This window comes from Streptomyces sp. NBC_00236, assembly GCF_036195045.1.
GTDB lineage: Bacteria > Actinomycetota > Actinomycetes > Streptomycetales > Streptomycetaceae > Streptomyces.
Genome location: NZ_CP108100.1, coordinates 1117731 through 1143438, shown reverse-complemented (window position 1 = coordinate 1143438; position 25708 = coordinate 1117731). Strand labels below are relative to the sequence as shown.

At 71.4% G+C, this 25708-nt stretch carries 23 protein-coding genes; 15 read left to right on the top strand and 8 right to left on the bottom strand.

The window, feature by feature from the left end:
* Positions 1 to 75: 75 nt before the first annotated feature.
* The 6 genes from OG446_RS04950 to OG446_RS04925 all read left to right on the top strand — a co-directional run bounded on the left by OG446_RS04950 (position 76) and on the right by OG446_RS04925 (position 6491).
* Complete coding sequence (locus tag OG446_RS04950; protein WP_018524251.1) at positions 76 to 399, top strand: integration host factor; 324 nt, start codon at positions 76 to 78, stop codon at positions 397 to 399.
* Between the two features lie 38 nt (positions 400 to 437).
* Positions 438 to 1055, top strand: coding sequence for a guanylate kinase (gene gmk, locus OG446_RS04945; protein ID WP_328892884.1), 618 nt, complete (start codon positions 438 to 440; stop codon positions 1053 to 1055).
* 83 nt (positions 1056 to 1138) lie between these two features.
* Positions 1139 to 1411, top strand: coding sequence for a DNA-directed RNA polymerase subunit omega (gene rpoZ, locus OG446_RS04940; protein WP_003970369.1), 273 nt, complete (start codon positions 1139 to 1141; stop codon positions 1409 to 1411).
* A 146-nt stretch (positions 1412 to 1557) separates the two neighbouring features.
* Complete coding sequence (gene coaBC, locus OG446_RS04935) at positions 1558 to 2760, top strand: bifunctional phosphopantothenoylcysteine decarboxylase/phosphopantothenate--cysteine ligase CoaBC (RefSeq protein WP_328892883.1); 1203 nt, start codon at positions 1558 to 1560, stop codon at positions 2758 to 2760.
* Positions 2761 to 3001: 241 nt separating this feature from the next.
* Positions 3002 to 4210: a methionine adenosyltransferase gene (metK, locus tag OG446_RS04930; RefSeq protein ID WP_328892882.1), complete on the top strand. Its 1209-nt coding sequence runs from the start codon at positions 3002 to 3004 to the stop codon at positions 4208 to 4210.
* Between the two features lie 133 nt (positions 4211 to 4343).
* Positions 4344 to 6491 carry a primosomal protein N' gene (locus OG446_RS04925; protein ID WP_328892881.1) on the top strand — a complete coding sequence of 716 codons (2148 nt, stop codon included), beginning with the start codon at positions 4344 to 4346 and terminating at the stop codon, positions 6489 to 6491.
* Between the two features lie 465 nt (positions 6492 to 6956).
* On the opposite strand, the gene OG446_RS04920 is transcribed toward OG446_RS04925, so the two are convergent.
* A complete protein-coding gene (locus OG446_RS04920) occupies positions 6957 to 7463 on the bottom strand; it encodes a hypothetical protein (protein ID WP_328892880.1) in 507 nt (168 codons plus the stop codon).
* Positions 7464 to 7705: 242 nt separating this feature from the next.
* On the opposite strand from OG446_RS04920, the gene fmt reads away from it, so the two are divergent.
* The 4 genes from fmt to OG446_RS04900 all read left to right on the top strand — a co-directional run bounded on the left by fmt (position 7706) and on the right by OG446_RS04900 (position 12192).
* Positions 7706 to 8638 carry a methionyl-tRNA formyltransferase gene (gene fmt, locus OG446_RS04915; RefSeq protein WP_328892879.1) on the top strand — a complete coding sequence of 311 codons (933 nt, stop codon included), beginning with the start codon at positions 7706 to 7708 and terminating at the stop codon, positions 8636 to 8638.
* 133 nt (positions 8639 to 8771) lie between these two features.
* On the top strand, positions 8772 to 10205 hold the full coding sequence (locus tag OG446_RS04910) for an RsmB/NOP family class I SAM-dependent RNA methyltransferase (RefSeq protein ID WP_328892878.1): 1434 nt from the start codon (positions 8772 to 8774) through the stop codon (positions 10203 to 10205).
* Positions 10206 to 10327: 122 nt separating this feature from the next.
* Positions 10328 to 11011, top strand: coding sequence for a ribulose-phosphate 3-epimerase (gene rpe / locus OG446_RS04905; protein ID WP_328892877.1), 684 nt, complete (start codon positions 10328 to 10330; stop codon positions 11009 to 11011).
* 164 nt (positions 11012 to 11175) lie between these two features.
* Positions 11176 to 12192, top strand: coding sequence for a sugar-binding transcriptional regulator (locus OG446_RS04900; protein WP_328898194.1), 1017 nt, complete (start codon positions 11176 to 11178; stop codon positions 12190 to 12192).
* Positions 12193 to 12267: 75 nt separating this feature from the next.
* On the opposite strand, the gene OG446_RS04895 is transcribed toward OG446_RS04900, so the two are convergent.
* Positions 12268 to 13290, bottom strand: a complete 1023-nt coding sequence (locus OG446_RS04895) for a terpene synthase family protein (RefSeq protein WP_328892876.1) — start codon at positions 13288 to 13290, stop codon at positions 12268 to 12270.
* A 307-nt stretch (positions 13291 to 13597) separates the two neighbouring features.
* Between OG446_RS04895 and OG446_RS04890 the strand changes: the two genes are divergently transcribed.
* The 3 genes from OG446_RS04890 (at position 13598) to OG446_RS04880 (ending at position 17307) form a co-directional block, all read left to right on the top strand.
* Positions 13598 to 15064 carry a GuaB1 family IMP dehydrogenase-related protein gene (locus OG446_RS04890; protein ID WP_219570752.1) on the top strand — a complete coding sequence of 489 codons (1467 nt, stop codon included), beginning with the start codon at positions 13598 to 13600 and terminating at the stop codon, positions 15062 to 15064.
* A 195-nt stretch (positions 15065 to 15259) separates the two neighbouring features.
* Positions 15260 to 16717: an aldehyde dehydrogenase family protein gene (locus OG446_RS04885; RefSeq protein WP_328892875.1), complete on the top strand. Its 1458-nt coding sequence runs from the start codon at positions 15260 to 15262 to the stop codon at positions 16715 to 16717.
* Between the two features lie 134 nt (positions 16718 to 16851).
* The gene (locus OG446_RS04880) at positions 16852 to 17307 is read left to right on the top strand and encodes an Lrp/AsnC family transcriptional regulator (RefSeq protein ID WP_148016332.1); all 456 of its coding nucleotides are present in this window, start codon (positions 16852 to 16854) and stop codon (positions 17305 to 17307) included.
* Between the two features lie 10 nt (positions 17308 to 17317).
* Here the strand turns inward: OG446_RS04880 and OG446_RS04875 are convergent, their stop codons facing one another.
* Positions 17318 to 17884 (bottom strand): Repetin, encoded by a 567-nt coding sequence (locus tag OG446_RS04875; RefSeq protein ID WP_328892874.1) that lies wholly within the window; start codon positions 17882 to 17884, stop codon positions 17318 to 17320.
* A 307-nt stretch (positions 17885 to 18191) separates the two neighbouring features.
* On the opposite strand from OG446_RS04875, the gene OG446_RS04870 reads away from it, so the two are divergent.
* Together OG446_RS04870 and OG446_RS04865 are read left to right on the top strand one after the other, a co-directional pair.
* Positions 18192 to 18989: a carbon-nitrogen hydrolase family protein gene (locus tag OG446_RS04870; RefSeq protein WP_328898193.1), complete on the top strand. Its 798-nt coding sequence runs from the start codon at positions 18192 to 18194 to the stop codon at positions 18987 to 18989.
* 52 nt (positions 18990 to 19041) lie between these two features.
* Entirely contained in the window at positions 19042 to 20742 is a 1701-nt protein-coding gene (locus OG446_RS04865) for a flavin monoamine oxidase family protein (RefSeq protein ID WP_328892873.1), read from the top strand.
* Positions 20743 to 20761: 19 nt separating this feature from the next.
* Here the strand turns inward: OG446_RS04865 and OG446_RS04860 are convergent, their stop codons facing one another.
* Genes OG446_RS04860 through OG446_RS04840 form a run of 5 tightly spaced genes read right to left on the bottom strand, consistent with a single transcriptional unit; the run spans position 20762 to position 25706 of the window.
* Positions 20762 to 21610: a fumarylacetoacetate hydrolase family protein gene (locus OG446_RS04860; protein WP_328892872.1), complete on the bottom strand. Its 849-nt coding sequence runs from the start codon at positions 21608 to 21610 to the stop codon at positions 20762 to 20764.
* A 40-nt stretch (positions 21611 to 21650) separates the two neighbouring features.
* Positions 21651 to 22676 (bottom strand): hydroxyacid dehydrogenase, encoded by a 1026-nt coding sequence (locus OG446_RS04855; protein ID WP_328892871.1) that lies wholly within the window; start codon positions 22674 to 22676, stop codon positions 21651 to 21653.
* Positions 22660 to 23715, bottom strand: coding sequence for a dihydrodipicolinate synthase family protein (locus tag OG446_RS04850; protein WP_328892870.1), 1056 nt, complete (start codon positions 23713 to 23715; stop codon positions 22660 to 22662). Before OG446_RS04850 ends, OG446_RS04855 begins: the two co-directional genes overlap by 17 nt.
* A gap of 8 nt (positions 23716 to 23723) precedes the next feature.
* On the bottom strand, positions 23724 to 24752 hold the full coding sequence (locus OG446_RS04845; protein WP_328892869.1) for an NAD-dependent epimerase/dehydratase family protein: 1029 nt from the start codon (positions 24750 to 24752) through the stop codon (positions 23724 to 23726).
* A 6-nt stretch (positions 24753 to 24758) separates the two neighbouring features.
* Complete coding sequence (locus tag OG446_RS04840; RefSeq protein ID WP_328892868.1) at positions 24759 to 25706, bottom strand: carbohydrate ABC transporter permease; 948 nt, start codon at positions 25704 to 25706, stop codon at positions 24759 to 24761.
* Positions 25707 to 25708: the final 2 nt, after the last annotated feature.

Genomic DNA, 25708 nt, shown 5'->3' with positions numbered 1-25708 from the left:
GCTCACCAGGTGAGGGGCGATCCAGTCGCCTCACCGGTCCGTATCCGACAGATCGACATCCGAGGTGACGTAGGCGTGGCTCTTCCGCCCCTTACCCCTGAACAGCGCGCAGCCGCGCTCGAAAAGGCCGCCGCGGCTCGCCGGGAGCGGGCCGAGGTCAAGAATCGACTCAAGCACTCCGGCGCCTCCCTCCACGAGGTCATCAAGTCGGGCCAGGAGAACGACGTCATCGGCAAGATGAAGGTCTCCGCCCTGCTGGAGTCCCTGCCCGGCGTGGGCAAGGTCCGCGCCAAGCAGATCATGGAGCGGCTCGGCATCTCCGAGAGCCGCCGGGTCCGGGGTCTCGGCTCCAACCAGATCGCATCCCTGGAGCGTGAGTTCGGCGGCAGCGCCGCCTGACGGTCTCAGGCACTCCTGAGAACCGGGATAATCGCTCCATGGTTGCAACATCCCGGGGGACGTCCCCCGTACCCCCGGACGTACGTCCGCGGCTGACCGTGCTCTCCGGCCCCTCGGGGGTCGGCAAGAGCACGGTCGTCGCGCATATGCGCAAGGTCCACCCCGAGGTATGGCTCTCGGTGTCGGCCACGACCCGCAAGCCCCGCCCCGGCGAACGCAACGGCGTCCACTACTTCTTCGTGGACAACGAGGAGTTCGACAAGCTCATCGCCAACGGCGAGCTGCTGGAGTGGGCCGAGTTCGCCGGCAACCGCTACGGCACGCCCCGGCGGGCCGTGCAGGAGCGGCTGGAGGCCGGTGAGCCGGTGCTGCTGGAGATCGACCTCCAGGGCGCCCGGCTGGTCCGCCAGTCCATGGCGGACGCCCAGCTGGTCTTCCTCGCGCCGCCGAGCTGGGACGAACTGGTGCGCCGGCTCACCGGCCGGGGCACCGAGGCACCCGAGGTGATCGAGCGACGTCTCGGCGCGGCCAAGGTCGAACTGGCCGCCGAATCCGAGTTCGACACGACGCTCGTCAACACCTCGGTCGAGGACGTGGCACGTGAGCTGCTAACCTTGATGCTGGAGGCTTCCGGCCACCGTGCCGGCGGCCAGTGAACGCACCGACACGGCAGCACCGGCAACAAAGCCCCTGACTGTCAAAGATTTCTTTGATCTTCACCCCCTTCGGAAGGCAGAGAGTGTCCTCTTCCATCACCACGCCCGAGGGCATCATCAACCCGCCGATTGATGAGCTCCTCGAAGCAACCGACTCGAAGTACAGCCTCGTGATCTACGCCGCCAAGCGCGCGCGCCAGATCAACGCGTACTACTCGCAGCTCGGTGAGGGACTCCTCGAGTACGTCGGACCGCTCGTCGACACGCACGTCCACGAGAAGCCGCTCTCGATCGCGCTCCGCGAGATCAACGCGGGCCTGCTCACCTCCGAGGCCATCGAGGGCCCCGCGCAGTAAGCAGGAGAACGCACCTTCACCACAGGCCCGGCGGTCGTGACCGCCGGGCCTGTGGTGTGTCCCGGGGCGACGGACGCGCGCGGGCGGGGGTGAGGCAGCATGGGGGATGTACGGAGCGCGTACGTATCCGAGTACGGGGAGACGCAGTGGACAAGCCGAAGGTCGTCCTGGGGGTCAGCGGCGGCATCGCCGCGTACAAGGCGTGCGAGCTGCTGCGCCGGCTGACCGAGTCGGGACACGACGTACGGGTCGTCCCGACCGAGGCCTCGCTCCACTTCGTGGGCGCCGCCACATGGTCGGCACTCTCCGGCCACCCGGTCTCCACCGAGGTCTGGAACGACGTCCACGAGGTCCCGCACGTGCGGATCGGACAGCACGCCGACCTCGTCGTCATCGCCCCGGCCACCGCCGACATGCTCGCCAAGGCGGCCCATGGCCTCGCCGACGACCTGCTCACCAACACGCTGCTCACCGCCCGCTGTCCGGTCGTCTTCGCGCCCGCCATGCACACCGAGATGTGGGAGCACCCGGCCACCCAGGAGAACGTCGCCACCCTGCGGCGCCGGGGCGCCGTCGTCATCGAGCCCGCCGTCGGGCGCCTCACCGGAGTCGACACCGGCAAGGGCCGGCTGCCGGACCCGGCGGAGATCTTCGAGGTCTGCCGCCGCGTCCTGGCCCGCGGACCCGTCGCCCCCGACCTCACCGGCCGGCACGTGGTGATCAGCGCGGGCGGCACCCGTGAGCCGCTCGACCCGGTCCGCTACCTCGGCAACCGGTCCTCCGGCAAGCAGGGCTACGCGCTCGCCCGCACCGCCGTCGCCCGCGGCGCCCGGGTCACGCTCGTCGAGGCCAACACCGGACTGCCCGATCCGTCCGGCGCCGACATCGTCCGCGTGGGCACCGCGGTGCAGCTGCGCGAGGCCGTACTGAAGGCGGCGGCGGACGCCGACGTCGTGGTGATGGCGGCGGCGGTCGCCGACTTCCGTCCGGCCGAGTACGTGACGGGGAAGATCAAGAAGAAGGACGGCCAGGAACCGGCCCCCCTCACGCTCGTACGCAACCCCGACATCCTCGCCGAGGTGGCGGCCGACCGCGCCGCGCCGGGGCAGATCGTCGTCGGATTCGCCGCCGAGACCGACAACGTCCTCGCCAACGGCCGGGAGAAGCTGCTCCGCAAGGGCTGCGACCTGCTGGTCGTCAACGAGGTGGGGGAGCGCAAGACCTTCGGCTCGGAGGAGAACGAGGCCGTCGTGCTCGCCGCCGACGGGAGCGAGACCCCGGTGCCGTACGGACCCAAGGAAGCGCTTGCCGACACGGTCTGGGACCTCGTGTCGGCGCGTCTTGGGTGAATTTCGCGTGTCGCCGCCCCAGGGGTCCGACCCCTTGCAATACGGGCACGGACGGTGCCCGGGGCGGCCCTTGGGGGACTTCCGGGCACCGGTGCCGCATGTCACAGATCCGCCAAAGGGCGAGACACGTTGTCCGACAGCCGGAGCCGACCGATAAACTGGTCCAGGTTCGTACCGGGCGCAGCTCCCGGGCCGTCCGCCAAATGATCAGCCAGCAGCCGCTGCAACCCCAGGGAGCGATGTGTCCCGCCGTCTCTTCACCTCGGAGTCCGTCACCGAGGGTCACCCCGACAAGATCGCTGACCAGATCAGCGACACCATTCTCGATGCACTCCTCCGTGAGGACCCGACGTCGCGTGTCGCCGTCGAGACCTTGATCACCACAGGTCTGGTGCATGTCGCGGGTGAGGTCACGACCAAGGCCTACGCCCCGATCGCACAGCTCGTGCGCGACAAGATCCTCGAGATCGGCTACGACTCCTCCAAGAAGGGCTTCGACGGCGCCTCCTGTGGCGTATCGGTGTCCATCGGCGCGCAGTCCCCCGACATCGCGCAGGGCGTCGACACCGCGTACGAGAAGCGCGTCGAAGGCGACGAGGACGAACTCGACAAGCAGGGCGCCGGCGACCAGGGCCTCATGTTCGGCTACGCCTGCGACGAGACGCCCGAACTGATGCCGCTGCCGATCCACCTCGCGCACCGGCTCTCCCGCCGGCTGTCCGAGGTCCGCAAGAACGGGACGATCCCGTACCTGCGCCCCGACGGCAAGACCCAGGTCACCATCGAGTACGACGGCGACAAGGCCGTCCGTCTCGACACGGTCGTCGTCTCCTCGCAGCACGCGAGCGACATCGACCTCGACTCGCTGCTCGCTCCCGACATCCGCGAGTTCGTCGTCGAGCACGTCCTGAACCAGCTGATCGAGGACGGCATCAAGCTCGACACCGAGGGCTACCGCCTGCTGGTCAACCCGACCGGCCGATTCGAGATCGGCGGCCCGATGGGCGACGCCGGCCTGACCGGCCGCAAGATCATCATCGACACCTACGGCGGCATGGCCCGTCACGGCGGCGGCGCCTTCTCGGGCAAGGACCCGTCGAAGGTCGACCGCTCCGCCGCGTACGCGATGCGCTGGGTCGCCAAGAACGTCGTCGCGGCGGGCCTCGCGGCCCGGTGCGAGGTACAGGTGGCGTACGCGATCGGCAAGGCCGAGCCGGTCGGCCTCTTCGTCGAGACCTTCGGCACCGCCGCGGTCGAGACCGAGAAGATCGAGCACGCCATCGGCGAGGTCTTCGACCTCCGCCCGGCCGCGATCATCCGCGACCTCGACCTGCTGCGCCCGATCTACGCCCAGACCGCCGCGTACGGCCACTTCGGCCGGGAACTCCCCGACTTCACCTGGGAGCGCACCGACCGCGTGGACGCGCTGCGCAAGGCCGCGGGCCTGTAGGTCCGTACGTACGCCGGAGCCCGGACGCCTTCACGGTGTCCGGGCTCCGGCGCGTTCCGTGTCCCGGGAGGAGGCACCCGGGACGAGTGGCCGACGGCCTCGGCTGTCAGTCGTGTCTGGTAGGAATTTGGCTGTGAGCAGCGACGACAAGCGGTCCGACGAGCCCGACGCCGGGGCACCGGAGCAGCTTGCGCTGATCCGGGAGACCGTGCGCCGGGCCGATGTGCCGCGCGCCAAACCGCGGACCTGGCGCGGGGCCGCGCTCGCCAAGGAGCTTCCCGTCGCGCGCGTCCTGGTCAACAAGGGGGCGCTCCACCTCGACCAGTACTTCGACTACGCCGTGCCCGAGGAACTCGACGCCGAGGCGCAGCCCGGTGTGCGGGTGCGGGTGCGATTCGGGGCCGGGGGGCGCAACGTCCGGGGAGGGCGCCGCGAGGGCGGCGGGCTCATCGACGGGTTCCTGATCGAGCGGCTGGCCGAGTCCGACTACAGCGGGGCGCTGGCCGCGCTGGCCTCCGTCGTCTCACCCGAACCGGTCCTCGGCCCGGACCTGCTCCGGCTCGCGCGGGCCGTCGCCGACCGCTACGCGGGCAGCCTCGCGGACGTCCTCCAGCTCGCGGTGCCGCCGAGGAACGCCCGGGCCGAGGCCAAGCCGTCGCCGGAGCCCCTGCCCCCGCCGCCACCACCGGCGCCCGGCACCTGGCAGCGGTACGCGCAGGGTCCCGCCTTCCTGTCCGCGCTGGCCGACGGGGGAGCGCCCAGGGCCGTGTGGACCGCGCTCCCGGGACCGCACTGGCCGCAGGAGATCGCCGCCGCCGTCGCCGCGACCCTCGCCTCGGGCCGCGGCGCCCTGGTCGTCGTCCCCGACGGGCGGACCGCGGGCCGCGTCGACGCGGCTCTGACCGGACTGCTGGGCGAGGGCCGCCACGCCACGCTGACGGCCGGTTCGGGGCCCGAAAGGCGCTACCGGGAGTGGCTCGCGGTGAGCCGCGGATCCGTTCGGGCGGTCGTCGGGACCCGGGCCGCGATGTTCGCCCCCGTCGCCGATCTCGGCCTGGTCGCGATCTGGGACGACGGGGACTCCAGCCACAGCGATGACAACGCCCCGTTCCCGCACGTCCGCGAGGTCCTGGAGCTGCGGGCCGCGCACGGCCGGTGCGCCTTTCTGCTCGGCGGCACGAGCTGCACCGTGGAGGCCGCGCAACTGGTCGAGACCGGCTGGGCGCTGCCGCTGCGCGCGGACCGGGAACAGCTGCGGACGGCGGCGCCGCTGGTCCGCACCGTCGGCGACGGCGAACTCGCACGGGACGGCGCGGCCCGGGCCGCCCGGCTGCCGAGCCTCGCCTGGCAGACCGTGCGCGACGGACTGCGCACGGGACCGGTGCTGGTCCAGGTGCCGCGCCGCGGCTACGCCCCCCGGCTGGCCTGCGAGCGCTGCCGGGAGCCTGCTCGGTGCCGGCACTGCGCCGGGCCGCTGGAGGCGCCCGACCAGGAGGATCTGAACTGCGCCTGGTGCGGGCGGGCCGAGACGTCCTGGCACTGCGTCGCCTGCGGTGCCCGCAGGCTGCGGGCACAGATCGTCGGCGCCCGCCGGACGGCGGAGGAGCTCGGCCGGGCCTTTCCCGCCGTGCCGGTGCGGACCTCCGGCCGTGACCACATCCTGGACTCGGTGCCCGATCAGCCCGCGCTGGTCGTGAGCACCCCGGGAGCCGAGCCGGTCGCCGAGGGCGGATACGCCGCGGCGCTGCTGCTGGACGGCTGGGCGATGGTCGGCCGCCCCGACCTGCGGGCCGGCGAGGAGGCCCTGCGCCGCTGGACGGCCGCTGCCGCGCTGGTCCGGGGGCAGCCGGAGGGCGGCACCGTGGTCATCGTCGCCGAGCCGACGCTGCGGCCCGTGCAGGCCCTGGTCCGGTGGGACCCGGTCGGACACGCCCGGCGCGAACTCGCCGAACGGGCCGAGCTGGGTTTCCCCCCGGTGTCCCGGATGGCGTCGGTGACGGGCACGGCGGAGGCGCTCGCCGCCTTCCTCGCCGCCGCGGAGCTGCCGGCGGACGCCCAGGTGCTCGGTCCCGTGCCGGTCCCGGGCGGTCAGCCCGGACGGCCCCGCAGGCCCTCCGACGCGCCCGTCGGCGAGGCCTGGGAGCGCGCCCTGATCAGGGTGCCGCCGGGCAGTGGCGCGGCGCTGGCGGCCGCGCTGAAGGCGGCGCAGGCGGCGCGGCTGTCCCGGGGCGGCGGCGGGGGAGCGGTGCGGATTCGGGTGGACCCGCCTGATATCGGCTGACGGTGGGATGAGGCGGGGTTCCGTCCTCAATCGCCGGACGGGCTTGTTGGGTGCGGGTGCCCCGCGGGGCGGCGCGGCCCGCCCGGTGGGTGGGGTCCGGTGCCCCTCCGGGGCGTCTCCTCAGACGACGAACGTTTCCAGTCCCACGCAGCGGACCCCGGTATCCGTTCGTCGTCCTGCGGGGACTCCCCTGCACGGCCCCGGACCGGCCGCCTTGCGTCTGCGACAGTCGCAGGGCCGGCGTGCAGACGCAAGCGATGCCGGGTGGGGGCGTGCAGGGGAGTCCCCGCAGAAAATGGCGTACGACCCGGGTCGTTTGCGTACCGGGGTGCACACGCCATTTTTGAGGAGTCTCCCCGGAGGGACCCCACCCCCACCCACCGCACAGAGGCGCACCCCGCGGCGGGGCCGCACAAACAAGCCCGTCCGGCGATTGAGGACGGAACCCCCGCCCCGGACCCGGGCTCAGCCGTTGCGTGGCCCCGGGAACGCGCCCGGGCGCAGGTCCTCGCGGAGGGGCGGGCGCTCCGCTGACGGCTGCGGCGGCATCGAGCGCGCCGCGGGGACGGAGGGCAGTGCGTGAGTGCCCTCCGCCGCGCCCTCGGCCGGCACCGGCTGGGGAGCGGCGCGTCGCGCACCGTAGCGGCGGTGCACCGCCTGCTTGGTGACTCCGAGCGCGGAGCCCACCGCATCCCAGGAGAACCCCAGCGAACGGTCGAAGTCCACTGCCGCCGTGACCAGGGTCTCGACGCTGTCCCGCAGTTCCTGGGCCAGCCTGACGGTGGGGGCCGGGGCCCTGCCGTAGACGACGAAGCCCGCGGAGGGGCCGGAGCGGCGTGGACGGTAGACATTGCCCAGCTGGGCGGTGAGTGTGCGCAGTGCGTCCACCTGCCGCCGAACCCGCTCGATGTCCCGCACCAGTAGATGCAGGCTGGCCCGCGCTTGGGCGTCGTGGGTTGCGTGGTCGGCCATGAAGAAGCCTCTCGAACCGGCGTTGAAAGGGATCGGGCCGCACCAGGGCGGCTCGCTTCGGTCAATCTCTCTTGACCAACGCCTCACCGGGGGATCTGGTCACGCTCCGGGGGCGCATATGCATATGCGAGGGGCGCGCAACGGTGCGTACGCCCCCCAGCGCCCACCCGGCTTCCGGGCCCATAGACTTGTGCGTTGCTCGTCACCGTAGATGTTCCGGCCTGAGAGGCAGTCAGCCACCCATGAAGCTCGTCTTCGCAGGCACCCCCGAGGTAGCCGTACCCGCACTGGACGCCCTGATCGCCTCCGGTCGCCATGAGGTGGCCGCCGTCGTGACCAGGCCCGACGCGCCGGCGGGGCGGGGCCGCCGCATGGTGGCCAGTCCCGTCGCCGAGCGGGCGGAAGAGGCCGGTATCGAGGTGCTCAAGCCGGCCAGGCCGCGGGACGAGGACTTCCTGGCGAGGCTGAGGGAGATCGCGCCGGACTGCTGCCCCGTCGTCGCCTACGGGGCGCTGCTGCCCAAGGCCGCACTCGACATCCCGGCCCGCGGCTGGGTCAACCTCCACTTCTCGCTGCTGCCCGCCTGGCGCGGCGCCGCACCCGTCCAGCACTCCGTCATGGCGGGCGACGAGGTGACGGGGGCCTCCACGTTCCTCATCGAGGAGGGGCTCGACTCCGGACCGGTCTACGGCGTCCTCACCGAGGAGGTGCGGCCCACGGACACCAGCGGCGATCTGCTGACCCGGCTGGCGTTCGCCGGTGCCGGGCTGCTCGCCGCGACGATGGACGGCATCGAGGACGGCACCCTGCACGCCGTGCCGCAGCCCGCCGACGGCATCACCCTCGCACCGAAGATCACCGTCGAGGACGCCCAGGTCCAGTGGTCGGCGCCCGCCCTGCGCGTCGACCGGGTGGTCCGCGGCTGCACCCCGGCCCCCGGCGCGTGGACGCTCTTCCGCGGGGAGCGCCTCAAGCTGATCCAGGCCGTGCCCGTCGTGGACCGGGCCGATCTGGCGCCCGGCGAGCTGTCCGCGGCCAAGAACAACGTGTACGTGGGCACCGGATCGCACGCGGTCGAACTGCTCTGGGTCCAGCCGCAGGGCAAGAAGCCGATGCGTGCCGCGGACTGGGCGCGCGGGGTGCGCATCGTCCCCGGCGAGCTCGTCGGCGTCTGAGGGGCTGCGCGGGGGCGGACCGGGCCGGGCGGCCGGGGACGTGGGCATCTGAGGGCTGCGCGGACGGGCGGACCGGGCCGGGGACGTAGGCTGGGACGGTTCGCCCTCTCACCATCAGCGGAGCACCTTTCACGTGAACGACCAGCCGCGTCGCCGTCCCGCCAAGCCGCACCGCCGTCCGCAGAAGGACCCGGTCCGGTTCCTCGCCTTCGAGGCCCTCAGGGCCGTCGACGAACGCGACGCGTACGCCAACCTCGTCCTGCCCCCGCTGCTGAAGAAGGCCCGGGCCAAGGGAGACTTCGACAGCCGGGACGCGGCGCTGGCGACCGAGCTGGTCTACGGGACGCTGCGCCGCCAGGGCACGTACGACGCGATCGTCGCCGCCTGCATCGACCGGCCGCTCGTCGAGGTCGACCCGCCGGTCCTGGACGTCCTGAACATGGGCGTGCACCAGCTGCTCGGTACCCGCATCCCGACGCACGCGGCGGTCTCCGCCAGTGTGGAGCTGGCCCGGGTGGTGCTCGGCGAAGGACGTGCCAAGTTCGTCAACGCCGTCCTGCGCAAGGTGTCGGCGGACGACCTCGACGGCTGGGTGGAGCGGGTCGCCCCCTCCTACGAGGACGACGCCGAGGACCACCTGGCGATCGTGCACTCGCATCCGCGCTGGGTCGTCTCGGCCCTCTGGGACGCGCTGGGCGGCGGCCGCGCGGGCATCGAGGACCTCCTCGAAGCCGACAACGAGCGGCCCGAGGTCACCCTGGTCGCCCGCCCCGGACGCTCCACGACCGATGAGCTCCTCGACGCACTCGGCGAGGAGAACGGCCTCCCGGGCCGCTGGTCCCCCTATGCCGTGCGGATGGCCGAGGGCGGCGAGCCCGGCGCCCTGACCGCCGTGCAGGACGGCCGGGCCGGCGTACAGGACGAGGGCAGTCAGCTCGTCGCCGCCGCTCTGGCCAACGCCCCGCTGGAGGGCAGCGACACACGCTGGCTCGACGGCTGCGCCGGCCCCGGCGGCAAGGCCGCACTGCTGGCAGCCCTGGCCGCCGGCCGGGGCGCCGCCCTGCTCGCCGCCGAGAAGCAGCCGCACCGGGCCCGCCTCGTCGAGCGCTCGCTGGCCGGCAACCCCGGCCCGTACCAGGTGATCACCGCCGACGGCACCCGGCCGCCGTGGCTGCCCGACACCTTCGACCGGATCCTGATGGACGTCCCGTGCTCGGGCCTCGGCGCGCTGCGCCGCCGCCCGGAGGCCCGCTGGCGCCGTCGCAAGGAGGATCTGGAGAGCTTCGCGCCGCTCCAGCGCGGTCTGCTGCGCGAGGCGCTGAAGGCCGTCAGGATCGGCGGCGTGGTCGGCTACGCGACGTGCTCGCCGCACCTCGCGGAGACCCGGGTGGTCGTCGAGGACGTACTCAAGGGGCGCGGCGGCGCACCCGTCGAGGCCGAGTGGGTGGACGCCCGCCCGCTGATGCCCGGAGTGCCCGCCCTGGGCGACGGACCCGATGTCCAGCTCTGGCCTCATCTGCACGGCACGGACGCGATGTACCTGGCCCTCCTGCGGCGCACCGGCTGATCACCGCGGAGGGGGCAGGCAGGGGGCGAAAAGGCCGGGAATGCGCGAACTGTAATGATCCCGTGAGGCTTTGGAGCGCACCGAAGCGGGGAAGTGCCCCGGAGCATGGCAGGCTTGGCCCCATGGCCCAGATCAACCCCAGTATTCTCTCCGCCGACTTCGCACGTCTCGCCGAGGAGGCGCAGGCCGTCGAAGGTGCCGACTGGCTCCATGTCGATGTCATGGACAACCACTTCGTGCCCAATCTGACGCTCGGCGTTCCGATCGTGGAATCGCTCAGCAGGGCCACCAGCACACCGCTGGACTGCCATCTGATGATCGAGGACGCGGACCGCTGGGCACCCCAGTACGTCGAGGCGGGGGCGGGTTCCGTCACCTTCCACGCGGAGGCTGCCGCGGCCCCCGTCCGGCTCGCGCGGGAGATCCGGGCCAAGGGCGCCCGCGCGTCCATGGCGCTCAAGCCGGCGACGCCCATCGAGCCGTACGAGGACCTGCTCCCCGAGCTCGACATGCTGCTGATCATGACGGTGGAGCCGGGCTTCGGGGGCCAGTCCTTCCTCGACATCATGCTGCCGAAGATCCGCCGCACCCGTGAGCTGATCTCCAGGCACGGACTCGAACTCTGGCTCCAGGTCGACGGCGGCGTCTCCGAGTCCACGATCGAGCGGTGTGCGGAGGCCGGGGCGGACGTCTTCGTCGCGGGTTCGGCCGTGTACGGGGCCAAGGACCCGGCCGATGCCGTCCGGGCCCTGCGCGCCAAGGCCGAGGGGGCCATCGCCTCGGCGGGGTGGGCGTGCGGCCACTGACGCCGATGACGGCGCAGGCACCCCCTCCGGCCCCCGATCGCACGTCGGCCGGGCCAAGTGCAGATGAACGCGGTCCGACGGGACCGATCAAGGGTCGCCGTATCTGACAGGATGAACGGCGTATCGAGAGCGTGAACAGCAGTGAGGAGAACGCGGTGTCTGCAATGTCGGCGGGCCGGTCCGCCCTGCGGATGGGGCCCGCGGAGCTGGTGCAGGCGGCGGCCATGGCCCGCCGCTTCTACCTCGAGGGCAAATCCAAGATCCAGATCGCCGAGGAGTTCGGCGTCAGCCGCTTCAAGGTGGCCCGGGTCCTGGAGACGGCCCTGGAACGTGACCTCGTACGGATCGAGATCCGGGTCCCCGCGGAGCTGGACGCAGAGCGCTCCGACGCGCTCCGCGCCCGCTACGGGCTGCGCCACGCGGTCGTGGTCGAGTCCCCGGCGGAGGAGCAGGACGACGCCGCCGACCCGGAGAACCTGGGCGAGGTCGCGGCCGACCTGCTCGGCGAACTGGTGAACGAGGGCGATGTCCTCGGGCTCGCCTGGGGGCGGTCCACCATCCACATGGCGGCGGCCCTGGACCAGCTGCCGCCGTGCACGGTCGTGCAGCTCACCGGGGTGTACGACGCGGGGACGGCCGAGCGCGGCTCGGTCGAGGCGGTGCGGCGGGCCGCCCAGGTGTCCGGCGGCGAGGCCCACCCCATCTACGCGCCGATGCTGCTGCCGGACCCGGCGACGGCTGCCGCGCTGCGCCACCAGACGGGCATCGCGCGCGCCTTCGAGTACTTCGACAAGGTGACGGTCGCGGCTGTCTCCATCGGTTCCTGGGAGCCCGGGATCTCCACGGTCCACGACATGCTCTCCGACGAGGAACGCGAGCACTACGCCTCGCTCGGCGTCGCCGCCGAGATGTCGGCGCACCTCTTCGACTCGGACGGGCGCCGGGTCGGCCGCGACCTCGGTGAGCGCTGCATCACGGTCGAGGCGGACCGGCTGCGCAGGATCCCCGAGGTGGTGGCGATCGCGGGCGGCCAGCGCAAGGCCGCGGCGATCGGGGCGGTACTGCGGTCCGGTCTCGTCACCAGCCTGGTGACCGACACCGCGGCGGCCGACTACCTGCTGACGGACTCGGCCGCGCCGCGCCGGCCCGCGCTGGAGCGGGCCGACCCCGACGGGGAGTGAGCCCGGAACACAGCGGGAGGGGCGAGCGGTGATGACACCGCCCGCCCCTCCCGCTGTGTTCCGCCGTGTCCGGGGTCAGTCCTGCCCGACGCCCAGCACCGTCGCCTCCAGATACTGCTCCGGCTCCTTGTACTGGCTGACGTCGGCCGGGTTGTAGCGCGGTGTCTGCCGGGACCAGTCGAGGTTCCCGCGCATCCAGCTCCGCATCCCGTCCAGATACGGCTCCAGCATCCAGGCGAGCTGCGGGTGGGCGGCCAGCAGCTCGGCCTCCGCGGTCAGGAAGCGCTCGGTCTCCGTGGCGATCTCCGCGCAGACGTGTTCCAGTGCCTGCCGCTTGCCGAAACCGCGGTGGTGCCGGACGAGGTGCACGAGGTTGTGGATCTCCCCGAGAACCTGTTCCTTCTCGTACGAATACACGTCGTTGGCCCAGCACACGACGTTGCACGAGGCTTCGAGCGCGGTGATGAAGCGCGGGTCGTTGTGGATCGACTCGGGGGCCTCGATACCGGCAACGATCTCTATCAGGTCCATGCAGACGTGTATCGCGCCCGTGTGGCGGCGCTTTTCTATGTACGTCGCCTCGGCCGGGACCACGCCGTCCGCCCGGTTCCCCGCCTCCCAGGTGGTGGCCGTCGTGAGATAGGTGATCAGGTGCCAGGCGAAGCGCCGCCGCCAGTGGGCGGCGGCGGCCGGCGTCGTGCGTTCCCACAGGTCCGTGAGGGCGATCACCGCGGCCGGCAGCCGCTCGTTCGCCAGGGTGCCCGTGCCGGTGCCCTCGACCACGGACTGCATCAGTGCGACGACGTCCCGTACACGCTCAGGGCTCCGGCCCAGGTGTCCGTCGTCCAGCTGGTCGTCGACGAGGAACAGCCAGACGAACCAGTCGGCGACGAGGTCGAGGTTCTTGCTGTCGGCCGTCGGGTAGACCATGCCGACGAAGGCCCCGAAGTCCGCCTGCTCGAAGCGGTCCCTGGCTGAATCCCGGTGCACCAGACCGGTGTTGCGGGTCCAGCTGTCGAGATGCTCCCGTACGTGTCCGACGTGCGGGTTCGTCCGCTGGGGGAACGGGCAGTAGATGTCCGGCAGTTCGCTCTCCACGGGCGGGTCGTGATCCTCTCCGGTCGTACGTGTGGCGGGAGTTGTGGCCGCACCGCCTTGATGCTCCGGGGTGCCTGGTGACCCGCGGGACCTGCGCGTTTGAAGCTACCTGACCCCGAGTCACCAGGTCCAGGGAAGGTGATCACGAATGATTCCGGCACCCCTCGGGTAGGGTCTGTGGGCAAGGCAGGTTCCACTTGCCCGGGACTCCCGATCCTGTTCCTTGGAGGAACATACGAAGGCGGGAGTCGTTTGCTGTGTCTTCGTGGAAACGACCTGCGCCATTTCGTATGAAAAAATGAGTGTTATGCGTTTTCTTGAGCCCGGCACCGGTCGATACACAGAGTCCCCCTCCGTCCCGTACGACCTCACGTACGACGACGTCTTCATGGTTCCGGGCAGGTCGGCGGTCGGATCCCGCCAGGGGGTCGATCTGTCCTCCCCCGACGGAACCGGCACCACCATCCCGCTCGTCGTCGCGAACATGACGGCCATCGCGGGCCGCCGGATGGCCGAAACCATCGCCCGTCGCGGCGGGCTCGTCGTCATCCCCCAGGACATTCCGATCGAGGTCGTCACCGAGGTCATCAGCTGGGTGAAAACGCGCCACCTCGTGCTCGACACCCCCATCGTGCTGGCCCCCGGCCAGACGGTCGCCGACGCGCTGTCCCTGCTGCCCAAGCGGGCCCACGGTGCCGGGGTCGTCGTCGACGGTGACGGGCGCCCCGTCGGCGTCGTCACCGATCACGACCTGACCGGCGTCGACCGCTTCACCCAGCTCTCCGAGGTCATGTCGAAGGACCTCGTGCTGCTGGACGCGGACATCGACCCGCGCGACGCGTTCAACAAGCTCGACGGTGCCAACCGCAAGCTCGCCCCCGCGGTCGACGCGGACGGCCGGCTCGTGGGCATCCTCACCCGTAAGGCCGCACTGCGTGCCACCCTCTACACGCCGGCCACCGACGCGGCGGGCAAGCTGCGGATCGCGGCCGCCGTCGGGATCAACGGCGATGTGGCGGGCAAGGCCAAGCAGCTCCTCGACGCCGGCGCCGACACCCTCGTCGTCGACACCGCGCACGGCCACCAGGAGTCCATGATCAGCGCGGTGCGCGCGGTCAGGGCGCTGGATCCGCAGGTGCCGATCGTCGCCGGCAACATCGTCGCCGCCGAGGGTGTGCGCGACCTCATCGAGGCCGGCGCCGACATCATCAAGGTCGGTGTCGGACCCGGCGCGATGTGCACCACCCGGATGATGACGGGTGTGGGCAGGCCCCAGTTCTCCGCCGTCCTGGAGTGCGCCGCCGAGGCGAAGAAGTACGGCAAGCACGTCTGGGCCGACGGCGGGGTCCGTCACCCGCGCGATGTGGCCATGGCGCTCGCCGCCGGTGCCTCCAACGTGATGATCGGCTCCTGGTTCGCCGGGACGCACGAGTCGCCCGGCGACCTCCAGCAGTCCGCGGACGGGCGCTTCTACAAGGAGTCCTTCGGCATGGCGTCCGCGCGCGCCGTGAAGAACCGTACGTCCGACGAGTCGGCGTACGACCGGGCCCGCAAGGCGCTCTTCGAGGAGGGCATCTCCACCTCGCGGATGTTCCTGGACCCGTCCCGTCCCGGTGTCGAGGACCTGGTCGACTCGATCATCGCGGGTGTCCGTTCCTCCTGCACCTACGCCGGTGCGGGCTCCCTGGCGGAGTTCGCCGAGAAGGCGGTCGTGGGTGTGCAGAGTGCCGCCGGTTACGCGGAGGGCAAGCCGCTGCACGCCAGCTGGGGCTGATCCCGCACCCTCGCACCGACGGTGCCCCTTCCGGCTGTTCGCGCCGGGAGGGGCACCGGTGTTTTCCGGGCATCCGGAGGCCGGGAGATGGCCGGAAATGATGCCTGGGGCAGGCTGAGATCCGTACCAACTCTGTTGAAAGATAAGTAATATGAATCCCACTCAGCTGCCCGCCACTCTGCGGTAAGGGATCTCATGTCCTTCTTCACTGACCTGGCCCATCAGTACATCGACGGAGAGTGGAGGCCGGGCAAGGGTTCCTGGGACATCATCGACTTCAATCCGTTCGACGGGGAGAAGCTCGCCTCGATCACGGTCGCCACGGCCGACGAGGTGGACCAGGCCTACCGGGCGGCCGAGACCGCTCAGCAGGCGTGGGCGGACACCAACCCGTACGCCAGGCGAGCGGTGCTGGAGAAGGCCCTGAGGGTCGTCGAGGAGCGCGAGGACGAGATCGGTGACGCGATCGTCGCCGAGCTCGGCGGCACCCGGCTGAAGGCGGCCTTCGAGCTGCACCTGGCCAAGGAGTTCCTGCGTGAGGCGATCCAGCTCGCGCTTCGGTCCACCGGGCAGATCCTGCCCTCGCCGACGCCGGGCAAGGAGAACCGCGTCTACCGGGTGCCGGTCGGCGTGGTCGGGGTCATCAGCCCCTTCAACTTCCCCTTCCTGCTCTCCCTGAAGTCCGTGGCCCCGGCCCTCGCGCTGGGCAACGCCGTGGTGCTCAAGCCGCACCAGAACACCCCGGTCTGCGGCGGCACGCTGGTGGCCAAGGTGTTCGAGGACGCCGGACTGCCCGCCGGGCTCCTGAACGTCGTCGTCACCGACATCGCGGAGATCGGCGACGCGCTGCTGGAGCACCCCATACCGCAGGTCATCTCCTTCACCGGCTCCGACAAGGTCGGACGGCACGTCGCGACGGTGTGCGCGGCGAACCTCAAGCGCTCGGTGCTCGAACTCGGCGGCAACAGCGCGCTGATCGTGCTCGACGACGCCGACGTGGACTACGCCGTCGACGCGGCCGTGTTCAGCCGGTACGTGCACCAGGGGCAGGTCTGCATGGCCGCCAACCGGATCCTCGTCGACCGTGCGGTGGAGCAGGAGTTCACCGAGAAGTTCGTCGCGAAGGTCGCCTCGCTGCGCGTCGGTGACCCGGCCGACCCGGCGACCCAGATCGGCCCGCTGATCAACTCGACCCAGGCCGAGGCCATCTCCACCCTCGTCGACCAGACCGTCGAGGCCGGCGCGACCGCGCTGCTGCACGGACGGGCCGAAGGAAACGTCGTCAGCCCCTCCGTCCTCACCGGGCTGGCGCCCGATTCCCCCGTGCTGTCCCAGGAGATCTTCGGCCCGGTCGCCCTCCTGGTCCCGTTCGACGGCGAGGACGAGGCGGTCCGGATCGCCAACGACACCCCGTACGGGCTGAGCGGCGCCGTCCACACCGCCAACATCGAGCGCGGGGTCCGGGTCGGGCAGCGCATCCGCACCGGCATGATCCACATCAACGACGGCACCGTCCACGACGAGCCCATCGTCCCCTTCGGCGGCGAGAAGAACTCCGGCCTCGGGCGGCTGAACGGCGACTCGATGCTGGAGGCCTTCACCACACAGAAGTGGATCTCCGTGCAGCACGGGCGCTCGCAGTTCCCGTTCTGACCCGGCACCACCTGCGGTGAGCGCGCCCCGCGGGGCGGGTCATGGTCTACTTCCGGGGGCGGCGATGCCGTCCCCGGAACCAGCCGAGCCCGCCCCGCCAGGGCCTCGACCTCGCAGAGAAGTGACCGTACGACGTGCGACTGAACGACCTCGACGAACGCATCGTCCACGCCCTCGCCGAAGATGCCCGGCGCTCCTATGCCGACATCGGTGCGATCATCGGGCTCTCCGCGCCCGCGGTGAAGCGCCGGGTGGACCGGCTGCGCGCCGAGGGCGCCATCACCGGCTTCACCGTACGAGTGGACCCGGCGGCCCTCGGCTGGCAGACCGAGGGATTCATCGAGATCTACTGCAGCAAGAACACCCCGCCGGAAGCCATCAAGCAGGGGCTCGCCCGGTATCCGGAGATCGCTTCCGCCTCCACGGTGACGGGCGACGCCGATGCGATCGTGCAGGTCTTCGCGGCTGACATGCGCCACTTCGAGCAGGTCCTCGAACGGATCGCGGGCGAGCCGTACATCGAGCGCACCAAGTCGGTGCTCGTGCTCTCACCGCTGCTCCGCCGATACCCCTCGGGCTCGCCGGCGTAGTGACGCCCGGTCACTCCTCGTACTCCGGAATCCACGGCAGCACCTTGAGGTCGCCCGTGCCGGCACGGACCTTCTCGAACGGGGCCGAGCTCAGGCACCTCGGTACCTCCAGGCCCTCGTCGGCGCCCACCCAGCTGTAACCGAGGCGATCGTGCTTGCCGAGGTCGTGGACGGTCACTCCGACGCGCTCGCCCTTGTTGTCCAGATCAGTGGCCGTGATGACGCCGGTCACGACGGCCACCTTGCCCCCGGTCACCAGGCAGTCCACCCGTACCTCGGCGTAGCCCGAGGTACCGTCCGGGAACCGGTGACTGAAGCGGAACGTCCCGAACGCCTTGTCCGGGGCCATGTTGTCCTTTGCCGCGAGATGGGCGTCGAAGGAGAACGAGATGTCGTGCCCGGGGCGGTAGAGCTTCGCGCTTCCGGTCAGAGCGGCGGCTTCCCGGAACAGGTCCTTTCCGCCGGACCCCGGGGTGTGGCCGCCGGAGGCCACCGCCGATCCGGCAGCTCCGGCGGTGAGAATCAACGCCGCTCCGATCGCGGAGAACCTTGCGCGGCGGTGTGTGCTGCGGGTCATGGCCCAGCTCCTCGGTGGCAGTATCGGCACGTCGTCCGTGCCGCCTCCACTGTCGCGTCCACGGGCCGGTGGCCACATCGCTCCGAAGTCGTTCGTCACCTCCGCCGGAAGGCGGGCCGGACATCCGCCCCGAGACCGAAATCACCCTCCTGACCTGTACGGACGAGGGGCACAACGAATCGCCGCGCCAGGGCCCGAGCGCGCAACGGATCGACGGTGCATACGCAACATTCGCGCCTTGTCCCGCCCGATCCGCGCCACGTACGGTCAGTACGTCTCCCACCCCACGCACCGTCCGAGGTCAGCCATGCCGCCGCTGCGCACCGCCCTGCTCCAGAGCTCCGGAACTCCGGGCTCGGTGGCCCGGAACATCGAAGTACTGGAGAGCGCCGCGGCCCGCGCCGCGGCGAGCGGTGCACGACTGCTCGTCTGCCCCGAGATGTTCCTGACCGGGTACGCGGTCGGGGACGACGTGCCCCGCCTGGCCGAAGCCGCCGACGGACCCGCCGCCCGGGCCGTCGCCGAGATCGCCGCACGGCACGGGATCGCCGTCCACTACGGCTACCCGGAGCGTGACGGCGACATCCTGTACAACGCCGCACAGCTCATCGGGCCCGACGGGACCGCGCTCGCCCACTACCGCAAGACCCACCTCTTCGGCGACTTCGAGGAGCGGTGGTTCACGCCAGGGGACCGGCCGGTCGTCCAGGCCGAGCTCGACGGCCTCCGTATCGGCCTCCTGATCTGCTACGACGTCGAGTTCCCGGAGAACGTACGCGCCCACGCGCTCGCCGGAACCGATCTCCTGCTGGTCCCGACCGCGCTGATGCACCCCTTCCCGTTCGTCGCGGAGTCCGTCGTGCCGGTCCGCGCCTTCGAGAACCAGCTCTACATCGCCTACGTCAACCGGACCGGCACCGAAGGCCCCTTCGAGTTCGTCGGAATGAGCGGTCTGGCCGGCCCCGACGGCACGGTCCGCGCCCGCGCCGGACGGGGCGAGGAACTCGTCATCGGCGATGTCGACCCCGGCCTCCTGACCGCCTCCCGGGCGGGCAACCCCTATCTCCGCGACCGCCGCCCCGGTCTGTACGGCTCCCTCGTCTGAGACACGCCGCCCCGCCCTCACCCACCTGTTCCCCGCAAGGAGTCCGTACCCCATGACGTCCACGGTGCCCCCGGCCGTCCCGCACACCGACGCAGCCCCGCCGATCACCATGTTCGGGCCGGACTTCCCCTACGCGTACGACGACTTCCTCGCACACCCCGCGGGACTCGGGCAGATACCGGCGACCGAGCACGGCAGCGAGGTGGCCGTCATCGGCGGCGGGCTCTCCGGCATCGTCACCGCCTTCGAGCTGATGAAGATGGGGCTCAAGCCCGTCGTCTACGAGGCGGACCGCATCGGCGGCCGGCTGCGCACCGTCGAGTTCGACGGCTGTACCACGGACGGCGAACCGCTGACCGCCGAGATGGGCGCGATGCGCTTCCCGCCGTCCTCGACGGCCCTCCAGCACTACATCGACCTGGTCGGCCTGGAGACGAAGCCGTTCCCCAACCCGCTCTCGCCGGTCACCCCCTCGACCGTCGTCGACCTGAAGGGCGAGTCGCACTACGCCCGGACCATCGACGACCTCCCGCAGGTCTACCGCGACGTGATGGACGCCTGGAACGCCTGCCTGGAGGAGGGCGCCGACTTCTCCGACATGAACCGGGCGATGCGCGAGCGCGACGTGCCGCGCATCCGGGAGATCTGGGCCCGGCTCGTCGAGAAGCTCGACAACCAGACCTTCTACGGCTTCCTCTGCGACTCCGAGGCCTTCAAGTCCTTCCGCCACCGCGAGATCTTCGGTCAGGTCGGCTTCGGCACCGGCGGCTGGGACACCGACTTCCCCAACTCCATCCTGGAGATCCTCCGCGTCGTCTACACCGAGGCGGACGACCACCACCGTTCCATCGTCGGCGGCAGCCAGCAGCTCCCGCTGCGCCTGTGGGAACGCGAACCGCAGAAGATCGTCCACTGGCCGCTGGGCACCTCGCTCGCCTCGCTGCACGGCGGCGAGCCGCGCGGCGCCGTGACCCGGCTGCACCGCACGGCCGGCAACCGGATCACGGTCACCGACGCCTCCGGCGACATCCGCACCTTCCGGGCAGCCGTCTTCACCGGCCAGTCCTGGCTGCTGCTCTCCAAGATCGCCTGCGACGACGCGCTCTTCCCGATCGACCACTGGACGGCGATGGAGCGCACCCACTACATGGAGTCGTCCAAGCTGTTCGTCCCCGTCGACCGGCCGTTCTGGCTGGACAAGGACGAGACCACCGGGCGCGACGCCATGTCGATGACGCTGACCGACCGGATGACACGGGGCACGTACCTCCTGGACGACGGCCCGGACCGGCCCGCCAGCATCTGCCTCTCGTACACCTGGTGCGACGACAGCCTGAAGTGGCTGCCGCTGTCCGCGACCGAACGCATGGACGTCATGCTGAAGTCGCTCGGCGAGATCTATCCGAACGTGGACATCCGCAAGCACATCACCGGCAACCCGGTCACGGTGTCCTGGGAGAACGAGCCGTACTTCATGGGCGCGTTCAAGGCCAACCTGCCCGGCCACTACCGCTACCAGCGGCGGCTGTTCACCCACTTCATGCAGGACCGGCTGCCCGCCGACAAGCGGGGCCTGTTCCTGGCGGGCGACGACATCTCCTGGACGGCCGGCTGGGCCGAGGGCGCCGTACAGACCGCGCTGAACGCGGTCTGGGGCGTGATGACCCAGTTCGGCGGTGCCACCGATGCCACCAACCCCGGCCCCGGCGACCTCTTCGACGAGATCGCCCCGGTCGAACTCCCGGAGGACTGAGGCCGGTTACGGCCCCCGGCTACGCGGGCCGGCAGACGCTGCGCTGCCGGCCCAGGCCCGAGATCTCGATCTCCATCACATCGCCCTCGGCCAGGTACGGGAAGCGGCCGGACAGGGCGACGCCCTGCGGCGTACCGGTGTTGATGATGTCACCGGGCTCCAGCACCAGGTACTGCGACAAGTGGTGCACCAGATGCGCCACGCCGAAGATCATGTCCGCGGTGGAGGAGTCCTGCCGGGGCTCGCCGTTGACGAAGCTGCGCAGCCGCAACTGCTGCGGATCGCCCACCTCGTCGGCCGTGACCAGGACCGGGCCCAGCGGGTTGAACGTCGCGCAGCTCTTGCCCTTGGACCACTGGCCGCCCGACTCCTCCAGCTGGAAGGCGCGCTCGGAGACGTCGTTGCTGACCGCGTAGCCCGCGATATGGGCGGCGGCGTCGGCGGGGGAGTCCAGATAGGAGGCGCGGCGGCCGATCACCACGGCCAGCTCCACCTCCCAGTCGGTCTTCTTCGAACCGCGCGGGATGAGGACGTCGTCGTACGGGCCGACCACCGTGTTCGGCGACTTGTAGAAGAGGATCGGCTGCTCCGGCGGTTCGGATCCGGACTCGGCGGCATGGGCCGCGTAGTTCTGCCCGATGCACAGGAGCGCGGACGGCCGGGCCACCGGGGCGCCGACGCGCTGCCCGGTGATGTCGGTCTCGGGGAGCTTCGGCTCGGCCGGGATCAGATGCGGGTTGTCGGCCAGCGCGGCAAGGAAGGCGCCGTCGATGTCGTCCGTGATGCCGGACAGGTCGTAGTGGCGGCCCTCGGGGCAGACGGCGACCGGGCGCTCATGGCCCGGCTCGCCGATGCGCATCAGTCGCATGGCGGTGAGATCTCCTGACGGGTACGGGGGTGGGGGAGGGTCAGTGCAGGCGGGTGAGCGCGTCGGCGGTGACCGCGTGGACCGGGGGACGCCCGGCCAGCAGCCGCAGCACCTCGTTGACGGCGCTGGTGCCCAGCCGCTGCCGGCACTCGACACTGCCCGCCGCCTGGTGCGGGGTGAGCAGCACGTTCGGCAGCGCGCGGAAGGGGTGCCCGGCGGGCAGCGGCTCGTCGTCGAAGACGTCGATCGCCGCGTCGAGCCGGCCCGTGGTCAGTTCGGCGAGGAGCGCGTCCTGGTCGACCAGCCACGACCGGGCGGTGTTCACGAGGCCCGCCCCGTCCGGCATCAGTGCCAACTGGGCCGCACCCAGCATGTGGTGGGTCTCCTCGGTGACCGGGGCGTGCACGGCCACGATCCGGCTGCGGGAGAGCAGCGTCTCCAGCGGTACGGACGTCACGCCGATGGCCCGGGCCTCGGCCTCCGAAAGGAATGGGTCGGTGACGCTCACCCGCGCCCCCATCGCCCGCACCAGCCGGATGTAGGCGCGACCGGTGCGGGAGGCGCCGATCACGCCGATGTCGCTGCCGTGGATCTCGTGGCGCGGCGGGGCCTCGCTCGCCGCCGCCCACTCCAGCCCGCCGCGCAGCGCGTGGTCGAAGCGCTGGATGCGGTGGAGCAGCGACAGCGTGAAGGCGAGCGCCACCTCGGCGACCGGGCGGGCCATCTCGTCGCCGGCCTGGGTGACCAGGATGGAGCGCCGGAACACGTCCTCGGTGACATAGGGCGCGACCGCCGAACCGGTGTGCGCCACCAGCTCCAGACGGTCCGCGTGCGCCAGCAGGCCGGCGTCCACCTTGGGGGCCCGCCATGAGGTGATCAGCGCACGGGCGCCGGGCAGCGCGGCGGCGACCGCCGCCCGGTCGGAGTGGTCGTCGAGCACGATGAGTTCGGCCGCCCGCTCCAGTTCCTGCCACACCTCGGCGGTGAAGAACTGGGCGCGCAGGCCCGGCGGTACGGCGACGACGACCCGTGCGGGGCGGTCGGCGGGTTCAGGAGAGCCAGGCATCGAGGTGCTCCGCAACGAAGGCGTCATCGGTCAGCCAAGGGTAGGCCGCGGCCACCCGGGTGATCTCGTCGGCCTGTCCGGGGGAGAGCGTCTCGGCCGGGTCCAGGCAGCGGATGTTCGCCAGCAGCCCCTGGCGGCGCAGCACTTCGTGGACCCCGGCGATGCAGCCGCGGAAGGCGCCCCGTACGTCGAAGACCGCGCTGTTGGCATCGGTCAGCTCGGAGCGGCGGGCCAGGCAGCGGACCATCGCCGCGTGGTCCCCGGAGCGGGCCCGGCGGACGTCGTCGAGCAGTGTCACCGCGGAGCCCGTCCAGACCGCCCACTGGCCGAGCAGCCCGCCGGCGAACCAGCGCGGGGTGCCGGCGGCCGTCTCGTAGGGGGTGAGCAGATCGCCGATGATGTCGTCGTCGTTGCCGGTGTACAGGGCGACCTCGTCGGCCCGGTCCGCGGCGGCCACCGCCCGTACGACATCGGCGGTGCGGTAGCGGTCGAACGGGGCGATCTTCACGGCGACGGTGTGCGGCAGGTCGGTGAACGCGGACCAGAAGGCGGGGGACAGGTACCGGCCGCCGACGGCCTCCTGGAGGTAGAAGCCGATCACCGGCAGCACTTCGCCGACCGCGCGCGCCCGCTCCAGCAGCCCCTTCTCGTCGGCGCCGGGAACGGCCGGGCTGAGCAGCACCGCGTCGTAGCCGAGCTCGGCGGCCGTCTCGGCCTCGGCGACGGCCTGGGCGGTGTACCCGCAGGCACCGGCGACCTTCACGAACGGCCGGCCGGCCTCGGCGTCGATCGTCTCGGCGGCGAGCTCCAGCACGGGACGGAAGAGGCCCACCTCACGCTCGCGGATCTCGAACTGGGTGGTGTGCACGGCGACCGCGGCGCCGCCCGCGCCCGAGGCGAGGTAGTACCGGGTCAGGGCGCGCTGCCGGCGCTCGTCGAACGTGCCGTCCTCGTGCAGCGCGAGCGGATGGGCGGGGATCGCCGCGCCGCGGGCGAGCAGCTCCAGCGCGGGCGTGGACAGGAGGGAGGGAGTGGACATGGAGTGGATCAGAACCTTCCGTCACGTACCTGGAACTTGGTGGGCTTGCCCGACAGGGGCAGCCCGCGGCGCAGCCAGTCGGCCTGCCATTCGACGAGGGTGCGCAGCGCGACGTCCGGGTAGCCGAACAGGGCGTGGCAGCGGCTCGCGTCGGAGAGCAGCGCGGTGGGCGCCTCCTGGCCGGCGAGGACCGGCTCCTTGCCGAACTCCTCGCCGAACCACTGGGCGATCCGGCGCACCGACGCGGTCTCGGGGCCGGTGAGGTTGAGGGTGAACGCCTCACCGTCGGTGGCGTGCAGCAGCGAACGCAGGGCGACCTCGTTGGCGTACCCCTGCCAGACCACGTTGGCGTGACCGGTCGTCACGTCGACCGGCTCGCCCGCCTGTACGCGGTACGCGATGTCGGCGAGGACGCCGTAGCGCAGGTCCACGGCGTAGTTGAGGCGGATGTTGGCGACCTTGGTGCCACGGGTCAGCGCCGCGTGGGCGAAGATCCGCTCCCGGCCCAGGCATGACATGGCGTACTCGCCGACCGGGCCGACCGGGTCGGTCTCGGTGCAGCCGCCGGAGGAGACGGGCACCAGCGGATAGACGTTGCCGGTGGAGAACGCGGCGATCCGCGCGCCCGCCCAGCGCCGGGCCACCCGGTCCGGCATCGCGGCGTTGACCGCCCAGGCGTGCGAAGGAGCCCCGGCGGAACCGAACTTGGCGCCGACCATGAAGACGACGTTCCCGGCCTCGGGCAGTCCGGCCAGGTCGGCGGCCGGGTCCATCAGGTCGAAGGCGACGGTACGGACCCCGGCCGCCTCCAGCTCCTCGGCGGCGGACTTGTCGGACCAGCGGGAGACCGCGTACACGGTCACGTCCGCGCGGCCCGCGGCGTCCAGCGCCCGGCGCGCCAGCCGGCACAGGCTGGGGCCCATCTTGCCGCCGGCGCCGAGCACCAGCAGATCGCCGTCGAGGCGGCCGAGATCGGCGACGAGCGCGGGGGAGGGGGTGGCGAGCCGCTCTTCGAGTGCGGCCTCATCGGTGAACATGTGTGGCTATCCCTTGATTCCGGACGCGGTGACGCCCTCGGTGAAGTAGCGCTGGCCCACCATGTACGCGGCGAAGATGGGCACGAACGCGATGACGGAGCCGGAGAGCACGACGTTGAGCGGCACGTTCTGCTGCTGGAGCGAGGCGATGCCGACGGTCAGGGTGCGCATGTCGGTGGACTGGCCGATGACCAGCGGCCACAGGAAGTCGTTCCAGTGCCACAGGAAGACGAAGACACCGAGCGTGGCGAGGATCGGCTTCAGCAGCGGCAGCACGATCCGGTAGAAGATCTGCCATTCGCCGCAGCCGTCGAGCCGGGCCGCCTCGAAGAGCTCGTCCGGCAGCCCCTGGATGAACTGCCGCATCAGGAACACCGCCTGGGCGTTGGCCAGCGTCGGGACGATGAGTCCCCAGTACGTGTCGACGCCGCCCATTTTCGCGATCATCGCGAAGGTCGGGATCATCGTGACGTGGTACGGGACCATCACCATCGACAGGAACGACCAGAACATCGTCTCCCGGCCCGGGAAGCGCTTCTTGGCGAAGGCGTACCCGGCCAGCGAGGCGAGCAGCAGCACGCCGACGACCGAGACGACCGAGTAGACCAGGGTGTTCAGCAGCCAGCGCGGCACGTCCTGGGCGCCCATGACGGTGTCGTACGCCTCGCCGGTCAGCGGCCACGGCAGCAGACTTCCGGGGAAGTCGACCGCCGCGGACGGCTTCAGGGAGAGCACGACCATCGCGTAGAACGGGAAGACCGTCACGAGCGCGGCCACCGTCAGCAGCACGCCGCGCGCGATGCGGCCGGTGCGGGTGGGGCGCATGCCGTACGGGACGGTGTCCTGCTCGGAGAGCTTGCGGAGCCTGCGTTCGGCCCGGCGCGCGGCCCGGTCCGGCGGTGCGGAGGGCCGGCCCGCCGGCGGGATCTTCGTCTCCGTGGGTGCTGCGGTCATGG

Excerpts from the sequence above, each read along its gene's own strand:
- fmt (WP_328892879.1), top strand. The coding sequence starts at position 7,706 with ATGAAGCTCGTCTTCGCAGGCACCCCCGAGGTAGCCGTACCCGCACTG.
- OG446_RS04865 (WP_328892873.1), top strand. The coding sequence starts at position 19,042 with ATGACGTCCACGGTGCCCCCGGCCGTCCCGCACACCGACGCAGCCCCG.
- OG446_RS04920 (WP_328892880.1), bottom strand. The coding sequence starts at position 7,463 with ATGGCCGACCACGCAACCCACGACGCCCAAGCGCGGGCCAGCCTGCAT.
- rpe (WP_328892877.1), top strand. The coding sequence starts at position 10,328 with ATGGCCCAGATCAACCCCAGTATTCTCTCCGCCGACTTCGCACGTCTC.
- OG446_RS04900 (WP_328898194.1), top strand. The coding sequence starts at position 11,176 with ATGTCGGCGGGCCGGTCCGCCCTGCGGATGGGGCCCGCGGAGCTGGTG.
- OG446_RS04890 (WP_219570752.1), top strand. The coding sequence starts at position 13,598 with ATGCGTTTTCTTGAGCCCGGCACCGGTCGATACACAGAGTCCCCCTCC.
- OG446_RS04845 (WP_328892869.1), bottom strand. The coding sequence starts at position 24,752 with ATGTTCACCGATGAGGCCGCACTCGAAGAGCGGCTCGCCACCCCCTCC.
- OG446_RS04860 (WP_328892872.1), bottom strand. The coding sequence starts at position 21,610 with ATGCGACTGATGCGCATCGGCGAGCCGGGCCATGAGCGCCCGGTCGCC.
- OG446_RS04870 (WP_328898193.1), top strand. The coding sequence starts at position 18,192 with ATGCCGCCGCTGCGCACCGCCCTGCTCCAGAGCTCCGGAACTCCGGGC.
- OG446_RS04850 (WP_328892870.1), bottom strand. The coding sequence starts at position 23,715 with ATGTCCACTCCCTCCCTCCTGTCCACGCCCGCGCTGGAGCTGCTCGCC.
- OG446_RS04875 (WP_328892874.1), bottom strand. The coding sequence starts at position 17,884 with ATGACCCGCAGCACACACCGCCGCGCAAGGTTCTCCGCGATCGGAGCG.
- OG446_RS04855 (WP_328892871.1), bottom strand. The coding sequence starts at position 22,676 with ATGCCTGGCTCTCCTGAACCCGCCGACCGCCCCGCACGGGTCGTCGTC.
- OG446_RS04840 (WP_328892868.1), bottom strand. The coding sequence starts at position 25,706 with ATGACCGCAGCACCCACGGAGACGAAGATCCCGCCGGCGGGCCGGCCC.
- OG446_RS04885 (WP_328892875.1), top strand. The coding sequence starts at position 15,260 with ATGTCCTTCTTCACTGACCTGGCCCATCAGTACATCGACGGAGAGTGG.
- gmk (WP_328892884.1), top strand. The coding sequence starts at position 438 with ATGGTTGCAACATCCCGGGGGACGTCCCCCGTACCCCCGGACGTACGT.